General features: G+C 39.8%; 17 protein-coding genes. 5 read left to right on the top strand and 12 right to left on the bottom strand.

Annotation, left to right across the window (positions count from 1 at the left end; genetic code table 11):
* Window positions 1-17: 17 nt before the first annotated feature.
* On the bottom strand, window positions 18-1067 hold the full coding sequence (locus MWU84_RS16205; protein WP_246903520.1) for a TIM barrel protein: 1050 nt from the start codon (window positions 1065-1067) through the stop codon (window positions 18-20).
* Between the two features lie 23 nt (window positions 1068-1090).
* Entirely contained in the window at window positions 1091-2284 is a 1194-nt protein-coding gene (locus tag MWU84_RS16200) for a ThuA domain-containing protein (protein WP_246903509.1), read from the bottom strand.
* A gap of 310 nt (window positions 2285-2594) precedes the next feature.
* Between MWU84_RS16200 and MWU84_RS16195 the strand changes: the two genes are divergently transcribed.
* From MWU84_RS16195 to MWU84_RS16175, 5 genes are all read left to right on the top strand, one after another.
* Entirely contained in the window at window positions 2595-3479 is an 885-nt protein-coding gene (locus MWU84_RS16195) for an AraC family transcriptional regulator (RefSeq protein WP_246903506.1), read from the top strand.
* A gap of 537 nt (window positions 3480-4016) precedes the next feature.
* Window positions 4017-5285, top strand: a complete 1269-nt coding sequence (locus tag MWU84_RS16190) for an MFS transporter (protein WP_246903503.1) — start codon at window positions 4017-4019, stop codon at window positions 5283-5285.
* 19 nt (window positions 5286-5304) lie between these two features.
* The gene (locus tag MWU84_RS16185; RefSeq protein WP_246903500.1) at window positions 5305-6147 is read left to right on the top strand and encodes a sugar phosphate isomerase/epimerase; all 843 of its coding nucleotides are present in this window, start codon (window positions 5305-5307) and stop codon (window positions 6145-6147) included.
* A gap of 47 nt (window positions 6148-6194) precedes the next feature.
* Complete coding sequence (locus tag MWU84_RS16180) at window positions 6195-7316, top strand: hypothetical protein (RefSeq protein WP_246903497.1); 1122 nt, start codon at window positions 6195-6197, stop codon at window positions 7314-7316.
* Window positions 7317-7786: 470 nt separating this feature from the next.
* Complete coding sequence (locus MWU84_RS16175) at window positions 7787-8389, top strand: c-type cytochrome (RefSeq protein WP_246903494.1); 603 nt, start codon at window positions 7787-7789, stop codon at window positions 8387-8389.
* A gap of 140 nt (window positions 8390-8529) precedes the next feature.
* Here MWU84_RS16175 and MWU84_RS16170 read toward each other — a convergent pair whose 3' ends face one another.
* The 10 genes from MWU84_RS16170 to MWU84_RS16125 all read right to left on the bottom strand — a co-directional run bounded on the left by MWU84_RS16170 (window position 8530) and on the right by MWU84_RS16125 (window position 17688).
* On the bottom strand, window positions 8530-9408 hold the full coding sequence (locus MWU84_RS16170; RefSeq protein WP_246903492.1) for an SDR family oxidoreductase: 879 nt from the start codon (window positions 9406-9408) through the stop codon (window positions 8530-8532).
* Between the two features lie 35 nt (window positions 9409-9443).
* Window positions 9444-10463, bottom strand: coding sequence for a zinc-binding dehydrogenase (locus MWU84_RS16165; protein ID WP_246903490.1), 1020 nt, complete (start codon window positions 10461-10463; stop codon window positions 9444-9446).
* A 176-nt stretch (window positions 10464-10639) separates the two neighbouring features.
* Window positions 10640-12073: an exonuclease domain-containing protein gene (locus tag MWU84_RS24435; protein ID WP_246903488.1), complete on the bottom strand. Its 1434-nt coding sequence runs from the start codon at window positions 12071-12073 to the stop codon at window positions 10640-10642.
* Window positions 12074-12188: 115 nt separating this feature from the next.
* A complete protein-coding gene (locus MWU84_RS16155) occupies window positions 12189-12677 on the bottom strand; it encodes a YqiA/YcfP family alpha/beta fold hydrolase (RefSeq protein WP_246903486.1) in 489 nt (162 codons plus the stop codon).
* Between the two features lie 21 nt (window positions 12678-12698).
* Window positions 12699-13637, bottom strand: a complete 939-nt coding sequence (locus MWU84_RS16150; RefSeq protein ID WP_246903484.1) for an SGNH/GDSL hydrolase family protein — start codon at window positions 13635-13637, stop codon at window positions 12699-12701.
* A 149-nt stretch (window positions 13638-13786) separates the two neighbouring features.
* Complete coding sequence (locus MWU84_RS16145) at window positions 13787-14125, bottom strand: hypothetical protein (protein ID WP_246903483.1); 339 nt, start codon at window positions 14123-14125, stop codon at window positions 13787-13789.
* A gap of 65 nt (window positions 14126-14190) precedes the next feature.
* Window positions 14191-14517, bottom strand: coding sequence for a multidrug efflux SMR transporter (locus MWU84_RS16140; protein WP_031443270.1), 327 nt, complete (start codon window positions 14515-14517; stop codon window positions 14191-14193).
* Window positions 14518-14581: 64 nt separating this feature from the next.
* On the bottom strand, window positions 14582-15427 hold the full coding sequence (locus tag MWU84_RS16135; RefSeq protein WP_246903480.1) for an alpha/beta hydrolase: 846 nt from the start codon (window positions 15425-15427) through the stop codon (window positions 14582-14584).
* A 206-nt stretch (window positions 15428-15633) separates the two neighbouring features.
* A complete protein-coding gene (locus tag MWU84_RS16130) occupies window positions 15634-16173 on the bottom strand; it encodes a dihydrofolate reductase family protein (RefSeq protein WP_246903478.1) in 540 nt (179 codons plus the stop codon).
* A gap of 72 nt (window positions 16174-16245) precedes the next feature.
* The gene (locus MWU84_RS16125) at window positions 16246-17688 is read right to left on the bottom strand and encodes a S41 family peptidase (RefSeq protein WP_246903476.1); all 1443 of its coding nucleotides are present in this window, start codon (window positions 17686-17688) and stop codon (window positions 16246-16248) included.
* Between the last annotated feature and the right edge of the window lie 353 nt (window positions 17689-18041).

Genomic DNA, 18041 nt, shown 5'->3' with positions numbered 1-18041 from the left:
AATGTGGACCACATATCTTAAGGTGCCTCGTACCAACCATGCATTTCACGGACTTTTATCATGGCCCCTAAAATATCGTTCCAAGTCTTGGGCTGCATCATAACCTCATTGGGAAACATACATCCATCCCAGCATATGTGTCTTATCTTTTTGGTCAGGACACCGTTTTCATCCCGCAGCCAATGGCCTGCATCCACAGCTATGTCCAATTTTCCATTTGGATCCGTAGCCTGACAATGCCTTCCAGTCTTGTCGTGAGAACCAGACCCGAACACTGTTCCATCATTTTGGGCCACGTGAAAATCAATGGTCCATGGACGAAGGGCAGCAGTAATGGTCTTAAGACCTTCGGTCAATGTTGCCCGGTCGTTCCAATCGAAGTCTTTGGGCAATATTCTTTCGTCTTCCTTATTATATCCCAATAGATACAACAAGGTATGCGCCATATCGGCCTGAAATCCAATGTTAGGCCTATCAACGGCCTCTAAGGTGTTCACCATGGTCTTCCAACCATGCATTCCTCCCCAGCAAATTTCACCTTCGGCAGCTAAGGACTCGCCGTAATCGGCGGCCACATCACAAGCTTCTCGGAAAGTTTGTGCAATTAATTTAGTATTGGCAACCGGATCGGCTGCCCAACTATGTGGATCAACGGACGAATCTATTCTAATAACTCCATTGGGACGTATCCCTAGATCACGCAGTTTTTTACCTATAATACAAGCCTTGCGAACCTGGGTTACAAATTGATTTCGTTCTTCACGAGACCCCATTGCGGAGCCTCCACCGGTTCCTGCCCAGACCGGGGCTACCAAACTTCCGATTTCAAGATTTTTGGATCTCGCCTTATCGGCCATTTTTTTAATACCATCATCATTGGAATCTATATCCAAATGTGGATCTGCAGCAAAAAGATCGAATCCATCAAATTTAACCCCGTTTACCTCCGCATTGGCCGTGAGCTCTATCATGGTATCAATGGAGATTGGTGGCTCTGAATCAGGTCCTTTTCCTACCACACCGGGCCACGAAGCGTTGTGGAGTTTAGGATAATTGTTTTCTGGCATAACAGTAGTTTTTATTCGTTATATTATTTTCTTGGCATTATTACCGATTCCCAACCCTTTAGGTCGGACGGTTTTACATTTTTCTGGTACCCCTCAAAATTAAACGTAGTTGGCTCATACCCCCCCACAAACTCTATTGGATTATCCGCTTTAATCTCTTGTTCCATTTCCAATCCCCAAAAACAGGCATTGATAAGCATTCTTCTAAATCCCTCACTAAGAATATCTTCTGAAGCCCCATGGGTAGTTGTAAAGGCACGTCCGGGTTTACCGGATTCCAATTGGTAAGTTCTAACCCAAGCAACAGGAAGTTCTTCCTTGCTAGTGTCCGGCGCAGCATCCGGTGTCATTCCGTTCAACACCCTTCCCCTGGCCAATATCTTCAAATCCTTACCTTGGGGGTAGGCATTATAGCCTCCACATTGCGCCCATGCATTTTGTACTCCGCGCATTATAGGATGTTCCTTATTCTCTTCTTCCATAATCAGTTTGGACGCCTGCTGATGGTTCTTACCATAGTGGCCTACCCAGGTCTCCCCTAGAACCACCTCTCCAAAACCCCCGTGCCAAGCCTCCTTTTCGCCTCCATATTTATAGTCATAGTGCTTCCAACTGGGATTATCCGCATTTTTAAAGGCATGTGTAGAAGTCCTTAAACCTATTACAGCCCCTCCTCTATTTAGGTAGTCATCAATATGTTGCATCTGGGAATCTTCAAAATTTGCAAACCTCATAAACATGACCATAAGGTCTGCCCCTTTAAGAACATCGAGGCCTTTAAGGTCCGACCCTCCTGGAAGTATATTGCCATTATCGTCCAAAGCCCAGACCACCGTACATCTGAAACCATATCTTTTGGCCAAAATCTTAGCCAATGCCGGTAAGGTTTCTTCTCCCCTATACTCGTGATCCGTGGCAATGAAAACAATATGCTTTCCTTTACCAGGACCTTCTATACCATTGTATGTTATACGGTATTCGTCAGCACTTCTTTCTCCGTTGATATCTTCCCCTGTCATAGCAAGACGACCATTATCCAATTCCAACATGTCGGCTTGCGCCATGAATTGCTCCGAAGGTCCCCCTACCAAAATTGTACTGGTTTTGCTATCTTTATTTCCACAAGAAACAGACACGCCAACTACCACCATAGACCATATAGCATTTCTCGTGTTCTTCACAAAAAAAGAATACCCGTAAATTAATGATTCCAACATAAAATTACAAATCTTAAATACCCGATAAGTGAACTATTTTCAACACCAAACCTTCCAATGTTAGCGAAAATCAAGGTTTAAAAATCCCATTCATTTCCAACGGGTCCACTAAGCCATATTGTTTGTCAATATCTAAATTTATTATCACTTTTTATGAACTATCCATAAAAATTATTGCTCTAAAATTTGACAATAAAAACTTAGCTCTACAAATCTAAAATACTATCTGTTTGAATATTCCCTATATCTTACTAAAAGATGACACTTTTTTGTCATAAATTAGCCAAAATAGAATTCAAACCGGAAATTTATGAGTACCCCCAACATTGAAAAAACGCTAACAACCAAAGAAACTTTTATTTTTAAGGATATGGTAGGACCCTACTTCAATCCAAATTGGCACTTTCACCCGGACTTCCAAATATCCTTAATTGCAGAAGGAAAAGGAACGCGCTTTGTTGGGGACCATGTTCAATCTTTTGAAAAAGGAGATCTAGTGGTCACTGGCCCTAACTTACCTCATTTATGGCGGAGTGATGATGTTTATTTTAACAAGAACAGCAAACTCTCTACCAGAGGTTTGGTAATTTATTTTGACCACGATCTTTTTAGCGAATCGTTATTGGGCAAAGAGGAGTTTTATAATGTAAACAAGTTTGTTGAAAATTCGGTCAGAGGTATGGAATTTTACGGGGAGACCCGAAATAAAATAAATAAACTTTTACTTAAAATTAATAACGAGCAAGGATTCCGAAGAATCATAAAACTACTTGAAATAATAGACATACTGGCCAATAGTGAAGAATACAATCTACTGTCCAGCCCAGGATACACCAATGTTTTTAAAGGGGATGACGCGGATAAAATGCGTATAGTATATGACTATGTCATGACCAATTTTAAAACCAAAATATCCTTGGAAGAAATATCGGAAATGCTAAATATGACCACCACATCCTTCTGTAGATATTTTAAACCTAGGGCCAATAAGACCTTTACCCGTTTTGTAAACGAAATCCGGATCGGGCATTCTCGCAAATTATTACTGGAAGATAATTTCAATATTTCCCAAATAAGCTATGAATGTGGTTTTAATGCCTTGTCCAATTTCAACAGACAGTTCAAAGCAATCGTGCATATGAGCCCTCATGAATATCGCAAGTTGTTCTTAAATATAAAAACCAGCATATCCTAGTTTTGTAAATATATTGGAAACAAAGCCGAACTCTGCCATTTATTTTATTAGAGGTGATACCAGAACACCCAAGAACAGCCTATCCTGCCAAATTTATCATTGATTAAAACTGAAATTATAAGCATATTTTATCCTCCCCCTAATGAACACCTCCTCTTCTCTACAAAAATCAAAATAGTACGTCCCTATTTAATATACATATATTAAGGTATAAAACAATTAGCACTCAAGGTCGAGGAATGTATATTATACTAAAGACAAAAAAGTACCACCATTTAGTATGATATAGGAACTTTTAAAAACCTTTAAAGTTTAAATTTATCAGCTTTTAATTTTTAAAATCGAAAGGTTCCTAAAATTGCTGTGGACAAATAGATTGGAGACCAGTAATAAAAGCGCAAAATAGTCAGTCATTATTTTCCTATTTGACAAAACAATTAAAAATAAATTATGATTATTGTAAAAAAGAGATTAAACTTATACGCTGAAATCAAAAATTAAATAATACACCATCTAATTAAAAATCTATTACAACCAATGGAAAATTCAAATGATCAACAAAAAACTAATGCCAATAGGCTCTTTTACGGAAGCTGTTTTGCATTAATTACCACCGCATTTTCTTTTAGCATTAGAGCCGGGATCCTCCCGCAGCTAGGAGAAGAACTAAGTTTAAGCGCCGAACAACTGGGATTTATTAATTCAATGTGGTTTTTCGGTTTTCCGATATCCATGGTTATCGGAGGATTGATTTACCATAAGGTAGGCGGAAAGGCCATTATGCAGTTTGCATTTTTTGCACACGCTTTGGGAATTATTTTAACCATTTATTCTGGCAGTTATGTGGGCTTGCTTATTTCCACCCTATTGATCGGTCTGGGCAACGGATGTACCGAAGCCGCTTGTAACCCGATGATTGCCGACGCCTACTCAGGCACAAGGATGAGCAGAATGATGAACCGTTTCCACATGTGGTTCCCTGGAGGTATTGTAATCGGTAGTCTTGTATCCAAATTTATGACCGATGCAGGCTTAAGTTGGGAGACACAAATATGGGTTATAATGATTCCGACCTTGATCTACGCTTATTTGTACTTTGGACAATCCTGGCCAAAAGCTAAAATTGAAGCAGCTGCCACACTTAGTGGTAATTTAAAAGCCATGGTCTCCCCCTTATTCATATTTATGATAGTTTGTATGTCTTTGACCGCTATATCTGAATTTGGCCCACAACAATGGGTGGGGCTAATCTTGGCCAAGAGCGGTGCAGAACCTATGATTATTTTGGCCCTGGTAACTGGACTAATGGCAGTAGCCCGTTATTTTGGCGGTGAGGTAGTTCACAAATTCGATCAAACTGGAGTACTTTTGGGCTCAGCTGTTTTAGCCACAATAGGAATCTATCTTTTCAGCACCCAAACTGGAACCATGGCCTATGTTGCGGCCATCTTTTTTGCACTGGGAATAGCCTATTTCTGGCCAAATATGATTGGATTTATTGCTGATAAAATACCAAAAAGTGGTGCCTTGGGAATGTCCATTATTGGAGCGGTAGGTATGTTCTCCTCCTCCATATTCCAACCTATTATTGGTGGATGGATCGATGCCGACAAAGCCGAAGCAGCTGCCGCAGGATTTACAGGCGATGAATTGGAACTTGTTTCCGGACAGGCCACATTGGGAACTATGGTTGCCTTTCCCGCTATTTTGATCGTCCTATTTACCATACTGTGGTTTTGGGTCAAAAAACGAAAAAGCACCAATGCCGCTGAAGCTACAAGTGGTCAACCTGTAACAGACTATTAAAAATTCATAATAATAAAGCATGAAAATTGGAATGAATATGTTGCTCTGGACTAACCATGTCACAGAGCAACACTTTGATATTGTTGATACCCTAAAAAAAACAGGTTACGATGGTATTGAATTGTTTTTAGGTGAGGGGGATGAAAAGCACTATAGCAAATTGGGCAATCATTTCTCCAATATCAATATGGGGGTAACTGCTGTTGGTGCATTATCACCAGAACAAAATATTGCGAGCCCCGATCAAAAGACTAGGGAAGCAGGCTTGGATCAATTGAAGTGGACCATTGATATGGCCGCAGCGGCCAATGTTGAAGTGATATGCGGTCCTTTTCATTCCACCTTTGCCCTATTTACACGCCAACCACCTACACTACAGGAAAAACAGTGGAGCAATGAGATGCTTTATAAAGCGGCCGAATATGCCCAAAAAGCTAATATTATGCTTACTCCTGAAGCCGTGAACAGATTTGAATGTTACCTATACAACACTATGGCAGACCTTGGCAGTATGGTCCAGCAGGTAAACCATCCCAATTTAGGCGCAATGTTCGATACACACCATGCCAATATTGAAGAAAAAAGTCAGGGCCAAGCCATTAGGACCATCGCTCACCATTTAAAGCACGTGCATATCAGCGAGAACGATAGGGGTACGCCCGGAAGTGGACAAGTGCATTGGCATGAAGTCTTTGCCGCCTTGAAAGAGATAAAATATGACGGTTGGTTGACCATAGAGGCTTTTAGCACCATTATTCCGGAGTTTGCCAATGCCATTAATGTATGGCGGGATTATTCTCCTTCAGAAGAAATCTATACCAAAGGCTTAAAGTTGATCAAAGAAGGAATGGGTATTAAATAATACATCCTGTTCCATTTATCCAATATGAAATAATGAAAAATTATCCAATGAAAAATCTATTACCTATCCTTGTTTGCTTATTTATGTTTGCCTGTAAAGAGAAAAAAGAGGCCCAATCAACAGAAATGGCAACTGTAGTAAGTTCAGAAACACCTGTCCAATGGCTTACTTTTGAAGGCGGTGATACGAATGCAAAGCATATTGTCCTTATTTCTGGCGACGAGGAATATCGATCCGAGGAGTCCATGCCGCAATTGGCTAAAATATTATCCAATCACCATGGTTTTAAGTGTACAGTGTTGTTTGCACAGGATCCGGCCCACCCAGGAATAATAGATGCAAACTACGTTAAGAACATCCCTGGCCTGGAAGCCCTTGACAGTGCGGACCTAATGATTATTTCTACGAGGTTTAGAGCTTTGCCAGACGATCAAATGAAACACATTGATGATTATCTTATGGCTGGTAAACCTGTAATTGGGCTTAGAACGGCTACACATGCCTTTAATTTTAAAGATGAGGATGTCTCCAATTATAAACATTATGGAAACTCCTATAAGGGGGATTTGGAAGAATGGAATGGTGGATTTGGTCGACTTGTTCTAGGTGAAAATTGGGTAAGCCATCACGGGCACCATAAACACCAAAGTACCAAGGGAATTGTTGTAGAAGCCGGTAAAGCTACCGGAATTACCAATAGTATTGCTGACGGTGATGTTTGGGCCTCCGCCGACGTTTATGAAGTACGCCTACCGATGCCAGGGGATACCCAGCCCATAATTCTTGGAAAGGTTATGAACAGAAAGGGCGAATATGACGAAAATGATATGTTTTATGGCATGCGACCTAGCGATGATGAAGTGGCCAAAACCAACAACAATGGAAAAGATGTCAGTGCGCCTTTTATGCCTGTGGCATGGACAAAAACCTATCAGATTCCAGGTGGAAAAAAAGGAAAGGTATTTACCTCAACAGCTTTTTCTGCGGTAGATTTTACTATTGAAGGAACTAGAAGATTAGTTGTTAATGCAGTGTATTGGACACTTGATCTGTCGGTACCAACGCAGACCAACGTAGAATTGGTAGGTTCCTACGATCCTACTAATTATGAATTTAGAAAGGACGAATACTGGGATGAAAAACAATTAAAAGTAACCGATTTTAAATAATACCAATTAACCAACCAATCTTTACCAAGCCAATAGAATTTGTTCTATTGGCTTTTTTGTTATTTCTTATCCAACAAACATCAACCCCGTCCTGCGCCAAGTCAAAACATTTTAATGTAGCGCCATAAAATATTTCAACTTTGTATGTAAATATTTATTAATTTTAGTCTGTTAGGCATTAACAGAGGCCGCCATATAGAACGCTATTCCAATATATTGATAAGGGTTATTATCCTTAATGTATTGTCACCTTCAGAAAGAACACCCCCCTTGCTCCCTTTTAATTGGATTATCACTGTGCAAATATACATGGTCTATTCCAAGTTGATTTTTGATCCCATAACAAGACTGGACAATCCAGATCTGTAAATTACGAGTCGACCTCGTACTCGACATATCAAAGTTCTTATTTATCCAACTTCATTGGGACTACTAGACAGTCTGAGTTTTTTACTTATAAATCAAAAAATATGAAAAAGTGTTATCTAGTATTTAGCATGTTGGGAATAATATATATTTCCTGTAATTCACCCAAGCAAAAAGAAATTGCCAAAGCCGCAATACCAAAAGTAGAGTCCACAACTGCAGGCGACAAGGTTACGAGAGGTCATCAATTGGTTGCATCGGTAGGTTGCAATGATTGTCATTCCCCTAAAATCATGACCGACAGAGGTCCTGAGGTTGATCCAGAAAGAAGACTCTCAGGGCATCCTTCCCAGGAGAACCTACCCCCTTACGATAAGGAAACTGCAAAATCTTATGTGCTGTTCAGCATGGGACTTACTGCCGCCGTAGGGCCCTGGGGAACCTCTTTTGCTGCTAATTTAACCCCAGATGAAACCGGAATCGGAAATTGGTCCGAGGCCCAATTCTTAAAGGCAATAAAAGAAGGAAAATTCAAGGGAATGGACGGTACAAGACCTTTGTTACCACCTATGCCATGGACCGAATATCGGAATTTTTCCAATGAGGACCTTAAGGCTATTTTTGCCTATTTAAAAACAATTAAACCGATTGATAATATAGTGCCCGCGGCCATACTATCCACACCTCAAGCACTGGAAGCCAAATAGAATCTAAATAGACACTTTGAATAAAATTCCATTAAAACGGGGGTCAATCAACATCCTTTCCCAACAACTTTGGGAAAGGATGTTGATTGACCATATGAGACCTTTACGTGCTTAGGGACATCTTTTATGATAATGTAAGCCTAATCTTCCTTAGGAAAGATGGAGGGCGATGTGTTTTCATACGCTTTTTCACCCCCTATTAAAGTAAATTCTTCCTTGATCTTTTCCCTATTTGTCCATACTATCCATTCGGTAAGTATAGGAAAATAGCGGACTATTAAATTGGCCAGAACCCCCAAACGTGTTAACGTAATTCTCTTTTTTCTTTTCCCGATCATATCACAAACGCTTTTGGCAACGGATTGTGGAGATGCCAAGTTTACATTTGTTCTTTGCGGCAGATAGATCCATGAACCATCTATATCCAGTATTTTTTTTTCAGGATCGTTAACCGTAAAGCCAACATGCGCAATTCCCACATGGATACCGTAATCATACCACTCTATCCGTAAAGCGTCCACTAGGGCCGCCTGTGCCAATTTAGATGCGGTATAGGCTGAATTATAGGGCATTCCCCTAAAACCGCCGGCACTATTAATAAAAACTACATGTCCGCGAGTCTTTTTTAAATGGTCAAGGGCATATTTGCTGAGATAGGCGGAGCCATTAAAATTAGTCTCCATAAGCATGATAAAATTGGAAGTGACCATTTCCTCCAAGGAACCCCTACTACTGATTCCTGCATTGTTGACCAAGATATCCAACTGCCCATAGCCACGAATGGTTTCATCAACAAGGTAAGCACATTGATCCGGAAGACGTACGTCTGCTATAAAAGCTTTTACATCATAGCCCATTGAGGACAATTCCTCGCGACTATTTTCCAGTCTATCCTTTTCCCGACCGTTCATGACCACTTTTGCACCTCTTTGAGCCAACTCAATGGCTATTGCCTTTCCTATGCCCATGCTAGATCCGCTTACCAAAGCCACCTTATCCTTTAATGAATGGTTCTTCATGTCTTCATGTCTTCATGTCTTCATGTCCTTCCGATTTACCATTTTACCACTATTTTACCCATGGATTTTCTCGATTCCAAATACTCATGTGCCTCGGCCATTTGATCCACTCCAAACTCTGCACCAATAAAGGGTTTAATAATGCCGTCTTGGGCCATAGCGATAACGGCCTTCATGGCAATGGCCACCTTCTCTGGATTATCCTCCCCAATTTTAAGCATATTTACCCCGATCATCCCCCTGGAATTGCTCAAAAATTGAAGTGGGTGATAAATTCCAAATTGGGCCAAAACTCTTATTTTTCCTAAAATCGATTTTGTCCTGTTCATAGAAGAAACCCCATAGCTTACCAATCTTCCTCCAGCTCCTAGCAGTTTATACCCCTTCCGTACAGAAAGACCGCCAACAGGGTCAAAAATGACATCCAATCCTCCTGTTCCCAGTATCGTCCTAATTTCGGATACAAAATCCTTTTCCAAATAGTTAATGGGATGATGTACCCCATTTTTCCTTAAGTAGTCTATTTTATCCGAAGAACTGCAGGTTCCAAAAACAAGACATTTTTTGTGCAGTGCCATTTGCACCAAGGCGGTTCCTACACCTCCGGCCGCAGCATGCACAAGTACCTTATCCCCTTCTTGAATATTGGCCATATTATGGGATAAAAAATAAGCCGTAGTGTATTGTGTAGCCAAGGCCACGGCTGTTCCTGCAGACATGGATTCAGGTATTACGCAAGCTACTTCCTTTTGGGCCACGGCATATTCCGCATACCCTCCAAAGTGGGTCATAGCGCTAACACGGTCTCCCACTTTTATATTCTGAACATTGCTCCCAAATTTTTCAACATGCCCAACAACCTCATATCCCAACAAAGCAGGTAATGGTGGAGCCCCTTTATAAAGTCCCAACCTGGCCATGACATCGGCAAAGTTAATTCCGAAAGCTTCCACCTTAATAAGCACCTGATCATCCGATACTTCTGGAGTATCGACTTCCCGAATTTCAAATGCAGTATTAGACTTGCCATATTTCACCAAATAAACGGCCTTCATTGATTAATTTATTGGTTATCACAAGTAAGGTAATCAATTAAAAAATGGAAAGGGATGTTATGAACAAATAGATTGGGAAATTAATAAGGGTAAAACCCCAAGGGAATATATACTTTAAAATTTTATTGATCCTCCGTTCCTAAAAACTTAGATTAGGCTTCTTGAGCCAATAGCTATTAACCTTCAAGCTTATAAGATATTAGGTGAAGCTTTGGAACTTCACTATGGATTGGTACTTCATCCGGGTTATTTATTAAAATAGATTTCCCTCCCCATCTCCTTAAATAGCGTCTAAGAATTTTTTGAACATCATTGTTATCCACCATAGGAATAATGTATTTATTATATTCCGTAAAGGACCCAAATACTTTTTTCCCGGGAATATATCCATAACCCTTGTACACTCCATTTTCTACAACTATTACCGATTTTTCATTCGCCTTTCTTCCAGCTGTCTTGATTATGTAAGTATTATTATCATCGGCTGTAGGCATCAAGGCATTTTCAACGCGTTTATTGTAGGCTTCCACAGTTTCCAAATCGCGACAAATACCATGGCATTTTTTTATATGAAAATGAAAACAGGCCCCTGAAATATGCTGTAGACTGCAAAACCGCGGACAAAGTCCATAGCTCTCGCACAGTTCCTCCAAAAAGGCCTTACATTCCCCTTGGTTGTAAAAACAGGCCAAAGGTGATTTTATGTTTCCCAATCGATCATAAAACAGATTTGTAATTCCGTTTTTATCCATCCTTGCACCTATCCCATATCGGTATCCGATTCGTTTTTGAGCGCGATTGAATTTTGGTAGGTGTTTTTTTATTTCATCGGATTCCAACAATAAAGCCACCAACTCACTTCCCGTATGGGTATAATCTATATGGGCAGTTTCAAAACACAGTCGCATTTCTTTATGCGCCTTGCTGTAGAGATGGCTCAACACCCGTTGTTTAATATCCTTGGCCTTGCCTACATAAATGATTTTTTCCTGGGCATTTTTAAAATAATACACTCCCGTAACGTTCGGCAAGGAGGTCACTACAGATCTAGGCCATAATGGTGGTACACCTGCCTGCCCCGATTTTGGCCCCAACATAAAACCAAAGACCCCATTCGTATCCAATGCCCAAAGTTTTTCAAGTACGCCAACCGTTGCCTCCGCCTTGTCCTTTGCGGTTTGCACATGACCTGCATTAATGCCCAAATGGTTGCACATAGCCCCCAGACTATAGCTTTGTTGCCCGGGAATTAGTTTTCGGGACAATCTTAGTGTAGATATCTTCTTGCGTTTATATTCACCCCCAAGAGATGCCAATTCATTTTTTATACCGTTAAAGTTAAAATTGACATGATGTGAAATAAAAATACAGTCCTGGGTGAGTTCTACAATTTCCTTTGCCAATTCATAGAATTTAGGTGCGTTGTTCACCTTATCATTACTAATCCCATTACGCCGGGATACCCTGTACTTAATGGATACTTCTGGATTTATCAAGGATGAGAATTCCTTCACCACACTTTCTCCATCGTGAACCAGGATGCAGATTTCCGTAATCCTGTTGTCCTCTCCCCTCAATCCTGTGGTTTCTGTTTCAACTATGGCGTACACTAATTATCTGAATTTTGGATAAAATTAGAAAAGTATAAGCCAACTGAATGGCTTTTCTTGTATTTAACGTTTACCATATACAAATTGGATCTTTGTCCTTGGTAGACCGTTACGCTCATAGATGATTAAAAAAGGAACGAACTTCATATTCGAATATGTCCAATGGAATCCTATGTGCCAGGTCCTGTCTAAGGGAAATATGGTAATCCGTATTTTCGGCAATTCTTTCCCCTATAAATTTCAGGGTGTCCTTTGGATCAACAACCTCATCCATTGCCCCTAGGACCAGACGCTTAAAGGGTCGATCTGAACTGCTGTAATCCGGAATATTTTGAAAAACGGAACGCGTATCCAGGGCCGGATTGAACAATAGGGCCGGTTTTTTGAATGCAATGGACAAATAATACCCTGCAAAACCACCCATACTGCTACCCATTACAACATCTATTTTCCCATCTACAAATTGCCTTCTTAAATTTTCGATGCTGTTAACGTCAGATTCGTAGTCGATAGCCGGGGAATAAACGGTACCGTACTCTTCAAGAATTGTTCTTTTTTCGTCGCTAAGGCTGCCGTTAAGTCCATGTAGATAGAGTATGTTCATTATATGGGTTGATTATCTTCTTTACTTCTTCTGTAAATTACGTATCTCTTTCTGCAGCATATCCGTCTTGTCCAGAGCTTCTTCAAGAGTAAGTCCCGCGTTCATACCGGGCCTTTGGTGACCTATGGAAGTGAGCCAGGCATCTTTCATTATTTTCTGACTTTCCTCTACAAGTTTCCATATTTCTGCACCATGATTAAATTGTGAAACCACTTCTTCAATGCCGTTAGCTTTGGATACATCCACTTCCTCAAGGTATAGAAGCAGTTGCTTGGCCATTATCCAATGACCCGTATCATTGGGGTGCACTCCGTCCTTAGCTAAAAAAAAGTCGTCATCGGAAAGTCGTTTATCTTCCAAGTATTTTTTCATTGGCCAATGAATATCAATAACTTTCCAGCCATCTGTATATCTTTTACTTATAATCCAATCTGAATAAATATCCAAGACATTGGCGTAGGCTTCTCCCTTACGCCCATCATAAATAGGAGGGGTAATATGAATTATTGGCGTACCATTTTTTATAACTTCCTCATTCAAACAATTTATTCCTTCCTTATACTTTTGGAAACGCCCTTCATCAAAAGGCAAATAAATACCATCATTCATTCCATAACAGGAAAATACCAAATCCGGTTTTGTATGCAAAAGGACGCGCTCTAAGCGCTCATGAAGATCTGGACGCGGAAATTTACCGTCTGCATGCCCTGGTTCCGAAAGACCTGAAACCGTTTCACTGGGCAAGCCTACATTAATAATTTCAAAATCCCGATCCGGGTATTTCAAGGTAAAATAGGCATCTATATAAGACACGTACTGCCCGGAATAGGTTATACTGTTCCCCAGAAAAAGTATTCGCTTAACATCTTGGGGGATTTCATAAGAATTTTGTGCCTTACCATGGAAATGAGACCCGATCAAGAAGAAGAGACATATTGTTAAAAATTTGGTATTCATCATGTGTTTTCGATTTGTATGTTTAGAAATTCGCTCCCTGTTTCTATCAATCCTAAGAATGAGTTGTATTTTTATAAAAGGGGATTTTTATCTTTTAAAATCTTATTCCAAGATAACCAATACAACTATCCACGCCCTTAAAAAAAATGATCTTAAAATACAGTTCGTATCAATACTATAATCAGCCCAATAACGTATAGGGTGGTAAAAATCAACTTATTGTATTTAGCCAACCAATTGGGAAGAAAAATGTCAAAATTATCCTTGTCCGAATCCGAATATTTCCTTGCCATGACCGTAAGGGGACAAAACATTTTAAAAATCAAAAGAACAATACCCTCCCCTATAATTAAGCCTATACCTACCCAGGTATATTTATCGACATCATCAAAAATTCCTGAATACAAAATATACAAAATCACAGCTACAAAAAATAGCCAGATCAGGGTGTGTACCCATTTGATTACGAGAAGTCGATTCGCTGGACTCATTTAAAAATTAATAAAATAATTGCCCCAAACAATCTACTAATTCTTGTAAGGGAATACGGCTAGAACTAGTTGGATACAAACTTCAGTCCAATAATGGAACCAATTAAAGTGGTAATAAAGAACATCCTCCAAAAGGTGGCAGGTTCTTTAAATACCAGGATCCCCACCAGTACGGTGCCAACCGCACCAATCCCTGTCCATACGGCATAAGCTGTCCCTATGGGCAATTCCTGTGTAGCCTTGACCAACAATAACATACTTATCGCCAAACACAACAAAAAACCAATGTACCAATAGGAAGCTTCCATTCCGGTAGATTCTTTCGCCTTGCCCAAACAGGCTGCAAAAGCCACTTCAAATAGTCCGGCTATAATTAAAAAAATCCAATTCATAAATTCTCTTTAGTCATTGCCTATTGATCAAAATTCTCTATCGTTTTCCAACAGCAACATTTAATTACTCGATATTCACTTTTGGTTCGGTCTTCAAATATCCCAACGACACCAAAAATTGATCCGCTGCGGCAACAGTACTTTTGTAGGATTCAAAATCCTTATAATTGAAAAAACCATGGCCCTTGCCATCATATAATTTAAGGTCGCACCTACTCTCCACTTTTTCCATAACCATTTTATAATATTCGGCGGTCACTACGGGAATCAAGTGGTCCTTTGTTCCAAGGAAAAGAATCGTAGAAGGAGCATCTTTTTTAATATTGTGAAGCGGTGAAAAGTCTTTGTAAGTCTCCCCAATTCTTTCATAACCATAACCTCCTGGACCATTATCTACAACAGGGTTAAAAAGTACCAGGGCGTTCGGGATACAATCTATAGACATATCATCGGCTGGGTCATTATAGGCTTCTATTAAAGCCGTTGCAGCCGCTAAGTGCCCTCCGGCAGAGCCGCCTGAAGCAATAAGCTTGGTAGCATCTATACTAAATTTGGTCGCATTTTTTCTGATAAACCTTATGGCCGACTTAGCATCTTTAACGGATTCGAACGGAGTTGTTCCATTTATTTTTGAGGTACGATAGTCCGCCAAAAAACAAACCATCCCCCTTTTTGCAAAATATTGTGCCTGATGCAGGAATTGGGACCTTTTGCCCCCTACCCAACCGCCTCCAAAAAAGAAAACCATAGCCGGATAAGTCTTGGAAGATTCCATATTGGGGGGATAATGTACTTCCAAAAACAACTGGGTAGTATCCACCTTTTTATAAAGAATTTCTTCTTGGGAGTTACAAATTTGGGTACCGAGGAGAGTACCAATTATTAGGACAATAAAAAAATTCAAACGCATTGACAGTTTTTTAGAGAGGCTAGATTAGGACAGCCACATTCAATAATTGAAATTAGGGTCCTAAGATAGGAAAACCTTAAAACTAATTTGCGGTTTAAATTACAATTGAAACTTGAAGATTTCCTTTAGCTTGTATATGCCAAAACACAGCTGGAAATATCCATTGAATTGAATTTGGTAATAAAGAGTGCAACCCACGACCAAGCTTATCGTTTTCTCCGATAGTGATTCTGGACCAGTTGATTTAGAAATATCTTGGATTCTACAAGTGTAAATTCCAATTCTTTGGGAAGTACCGAAAACAAAGCACTTCCACCTCCCAATACTATGGGGATGGTTGTAATTGTTATTTCATCAATGAGATCTTCCTTTAAAAAATTCTGAATGGTAACCCCTCCATCAATGTACAGCCTATGGTATCCCTTGTTATATATTTTCTCCAAGATTTGCACTAAGCTTCCTTTGACCAATTCGGCTTTATCCCTATATTCCTCAGCTATTGTATCCAAGGTCCTGCTCACTATAAAAATCGGTTTGGCATAAGGCCAATCCCCTTCAAAACCACAGACTGTTTCAAAAGTTTTACGGCCCATTACAAGGGCATCCACCTGGGCCATAAATTCAGTATACCCCATATCCGATTGCTCGGGATTGGGAATTGCGGTAAGCCAATTTAATCCGCCATTTCTATCGGCTATATAACCATCCAAACTGGCCCCTATAAACACCATATTTCTTTTTTCCATAATTGTAAATATATAAATAAGGTGAAAATCCTTTCAAAGGAAAGTATCTTCAAGCTTCGATCATTACCAAACCTACTTTTTGTTTATCCTTCCTAAGGTCCAATCCAACACCTCATCACCGGGCGTCAACACTTCCTTAATGGTATTCCTAATAGGATGATCGGGCATAATACCTCTATCTGTAAATTCATAATCTTTAACCGCGGTATAATAGGCCATCAACGGAATCCCCAGTTTCATTTTGGAGTTTGGGAGTGTAACTATGGCAAAAGCACCACTATTATTCCCGTAATATCCGCCACCTGTTTCCTCCCCTATAAAGCTAACCCTATCCAGATGGCTTGCCACTGCACAGAACTCGGAAGTAACAGAGAAACAAGCTCCGTCTATCAATACATATACTTGCCCCTTAAATGGATGTTCCTGTGGTGTTTGTACTGTTAGGTTTCCGTTGTGCTCCCAACGAAACTCCCCATCCTCGGTTTGGGTGATTAAAGCCTTTAACTCATCATAACCTTCCGGTAATTGGGCATGGTCTACAAATGAAAATTTTTCATTGGTAGCTACTACCAATTTGTCATAATACCTAAAATCGGCATTTACCAAATAGGACAACAGTAGTGACCCAAAGGCATCTTTTCCTCCTTCGTTTCCCCTCAGATCCAAAATCAAATTTTCAATATTTTTATCATTGATCTCCACAAAGGATTCTTTTAAAAAAGCCTCAAAATTATATTTCTCCCCATTGGGCCAAAAGGTACGGATAGTCATTAGGGCGGTGTTCGCATTCTTGAAATCCAACTCATACGGCAAACTATTTTCCGTTTTGGCATCTATCTCCCTTATCCTTTGGGAAGAAATGGCATCTAGTTCCATACTTCCCTTGCGTTTCTTATCCTTATAGGTGATACTAAATTTGTTATTGGCCTTGCCCTCCTCCAAATAAAAATTGGAAAATAAGGCGTTAAAATACCTATTGAGTTCATAATACTTGAAGGTTTGGTTCTGTCCGTCCGAAAACAGATTGTTCAATAACCCATGGATAATCTCCTCCATACCTATGCCATTGATAGCCATAATTTCGGTGCCAGGTTCCAATTTATTACCAGTATCATAGCTATAGCGTACATAGGCCTTGTTCCTGTCCAGAAAAAGTTTTAGAGGAAATAGAGTTTCCGTATTGTAATAATACATAAAATCATTATCCTCCGAAGGTATTAATTTGGTATGCCCACATCCAATTTTAGCCAATACCGGGTTCAGTATTTTATAAAACTCCTGTTGATTAAGTGGCTGATGAAGCTCCTTTTCAATTGCCTCAAAACTTCCATCCATTGATGATTTGGTTTCATAGCGATAGATTCCCGGATGCGCCTCTTCCAAGGCGGTCCTAAAGAGCAGAAAATCTTCCCTGAGCTGGGGAAGTGTCAGGATATCTTGGGCCACCATTTTGAAACCGTTATAGAACTGGACCAGAAGAATTACACTGAAGAATAATGTGCTTGTTTTCATCATCACTTGTTTGTTAGTAACATCCAAAATGCAACCCATTGGCACTGGATTTTCTTAGACTTATCGATTACATATTGAGAGAAAATATCAGAATTCAAAGGTCTTGGGAACCGAAATACTGTGCAATCGCATAAAAATGTGGTATTTTAATTCTGGGTATCAAAAAAACTATTTTCACATATTTATGCTATTTCTTGAATTCCCAACTCGCTCTACATTTGTCCTGTTCAATAGTTTAACAATCCCATGGGGTTTAAAAAAATAAATCGATTAATCCAGATTCAAAACTATTGGGGTTTATTCATCAATTAAAAAAGCGATCATGTTAGCACTTTTTCAATTTCTAATCAATCTAT

The organism is Arenibacter sp. F20364 (assembly GCF_023015905.1).
Lineage (GTDB): Bacteria > Bacteroidota > Bacteroidia > Flavobacteriales > Flavobacteriaceae > Arenibacter.
The sequence above is the reverse complement of the archived record's forward strand: the minus strand, read 5'-3'. Positions and strand labels throughout refer to the sequence as shown.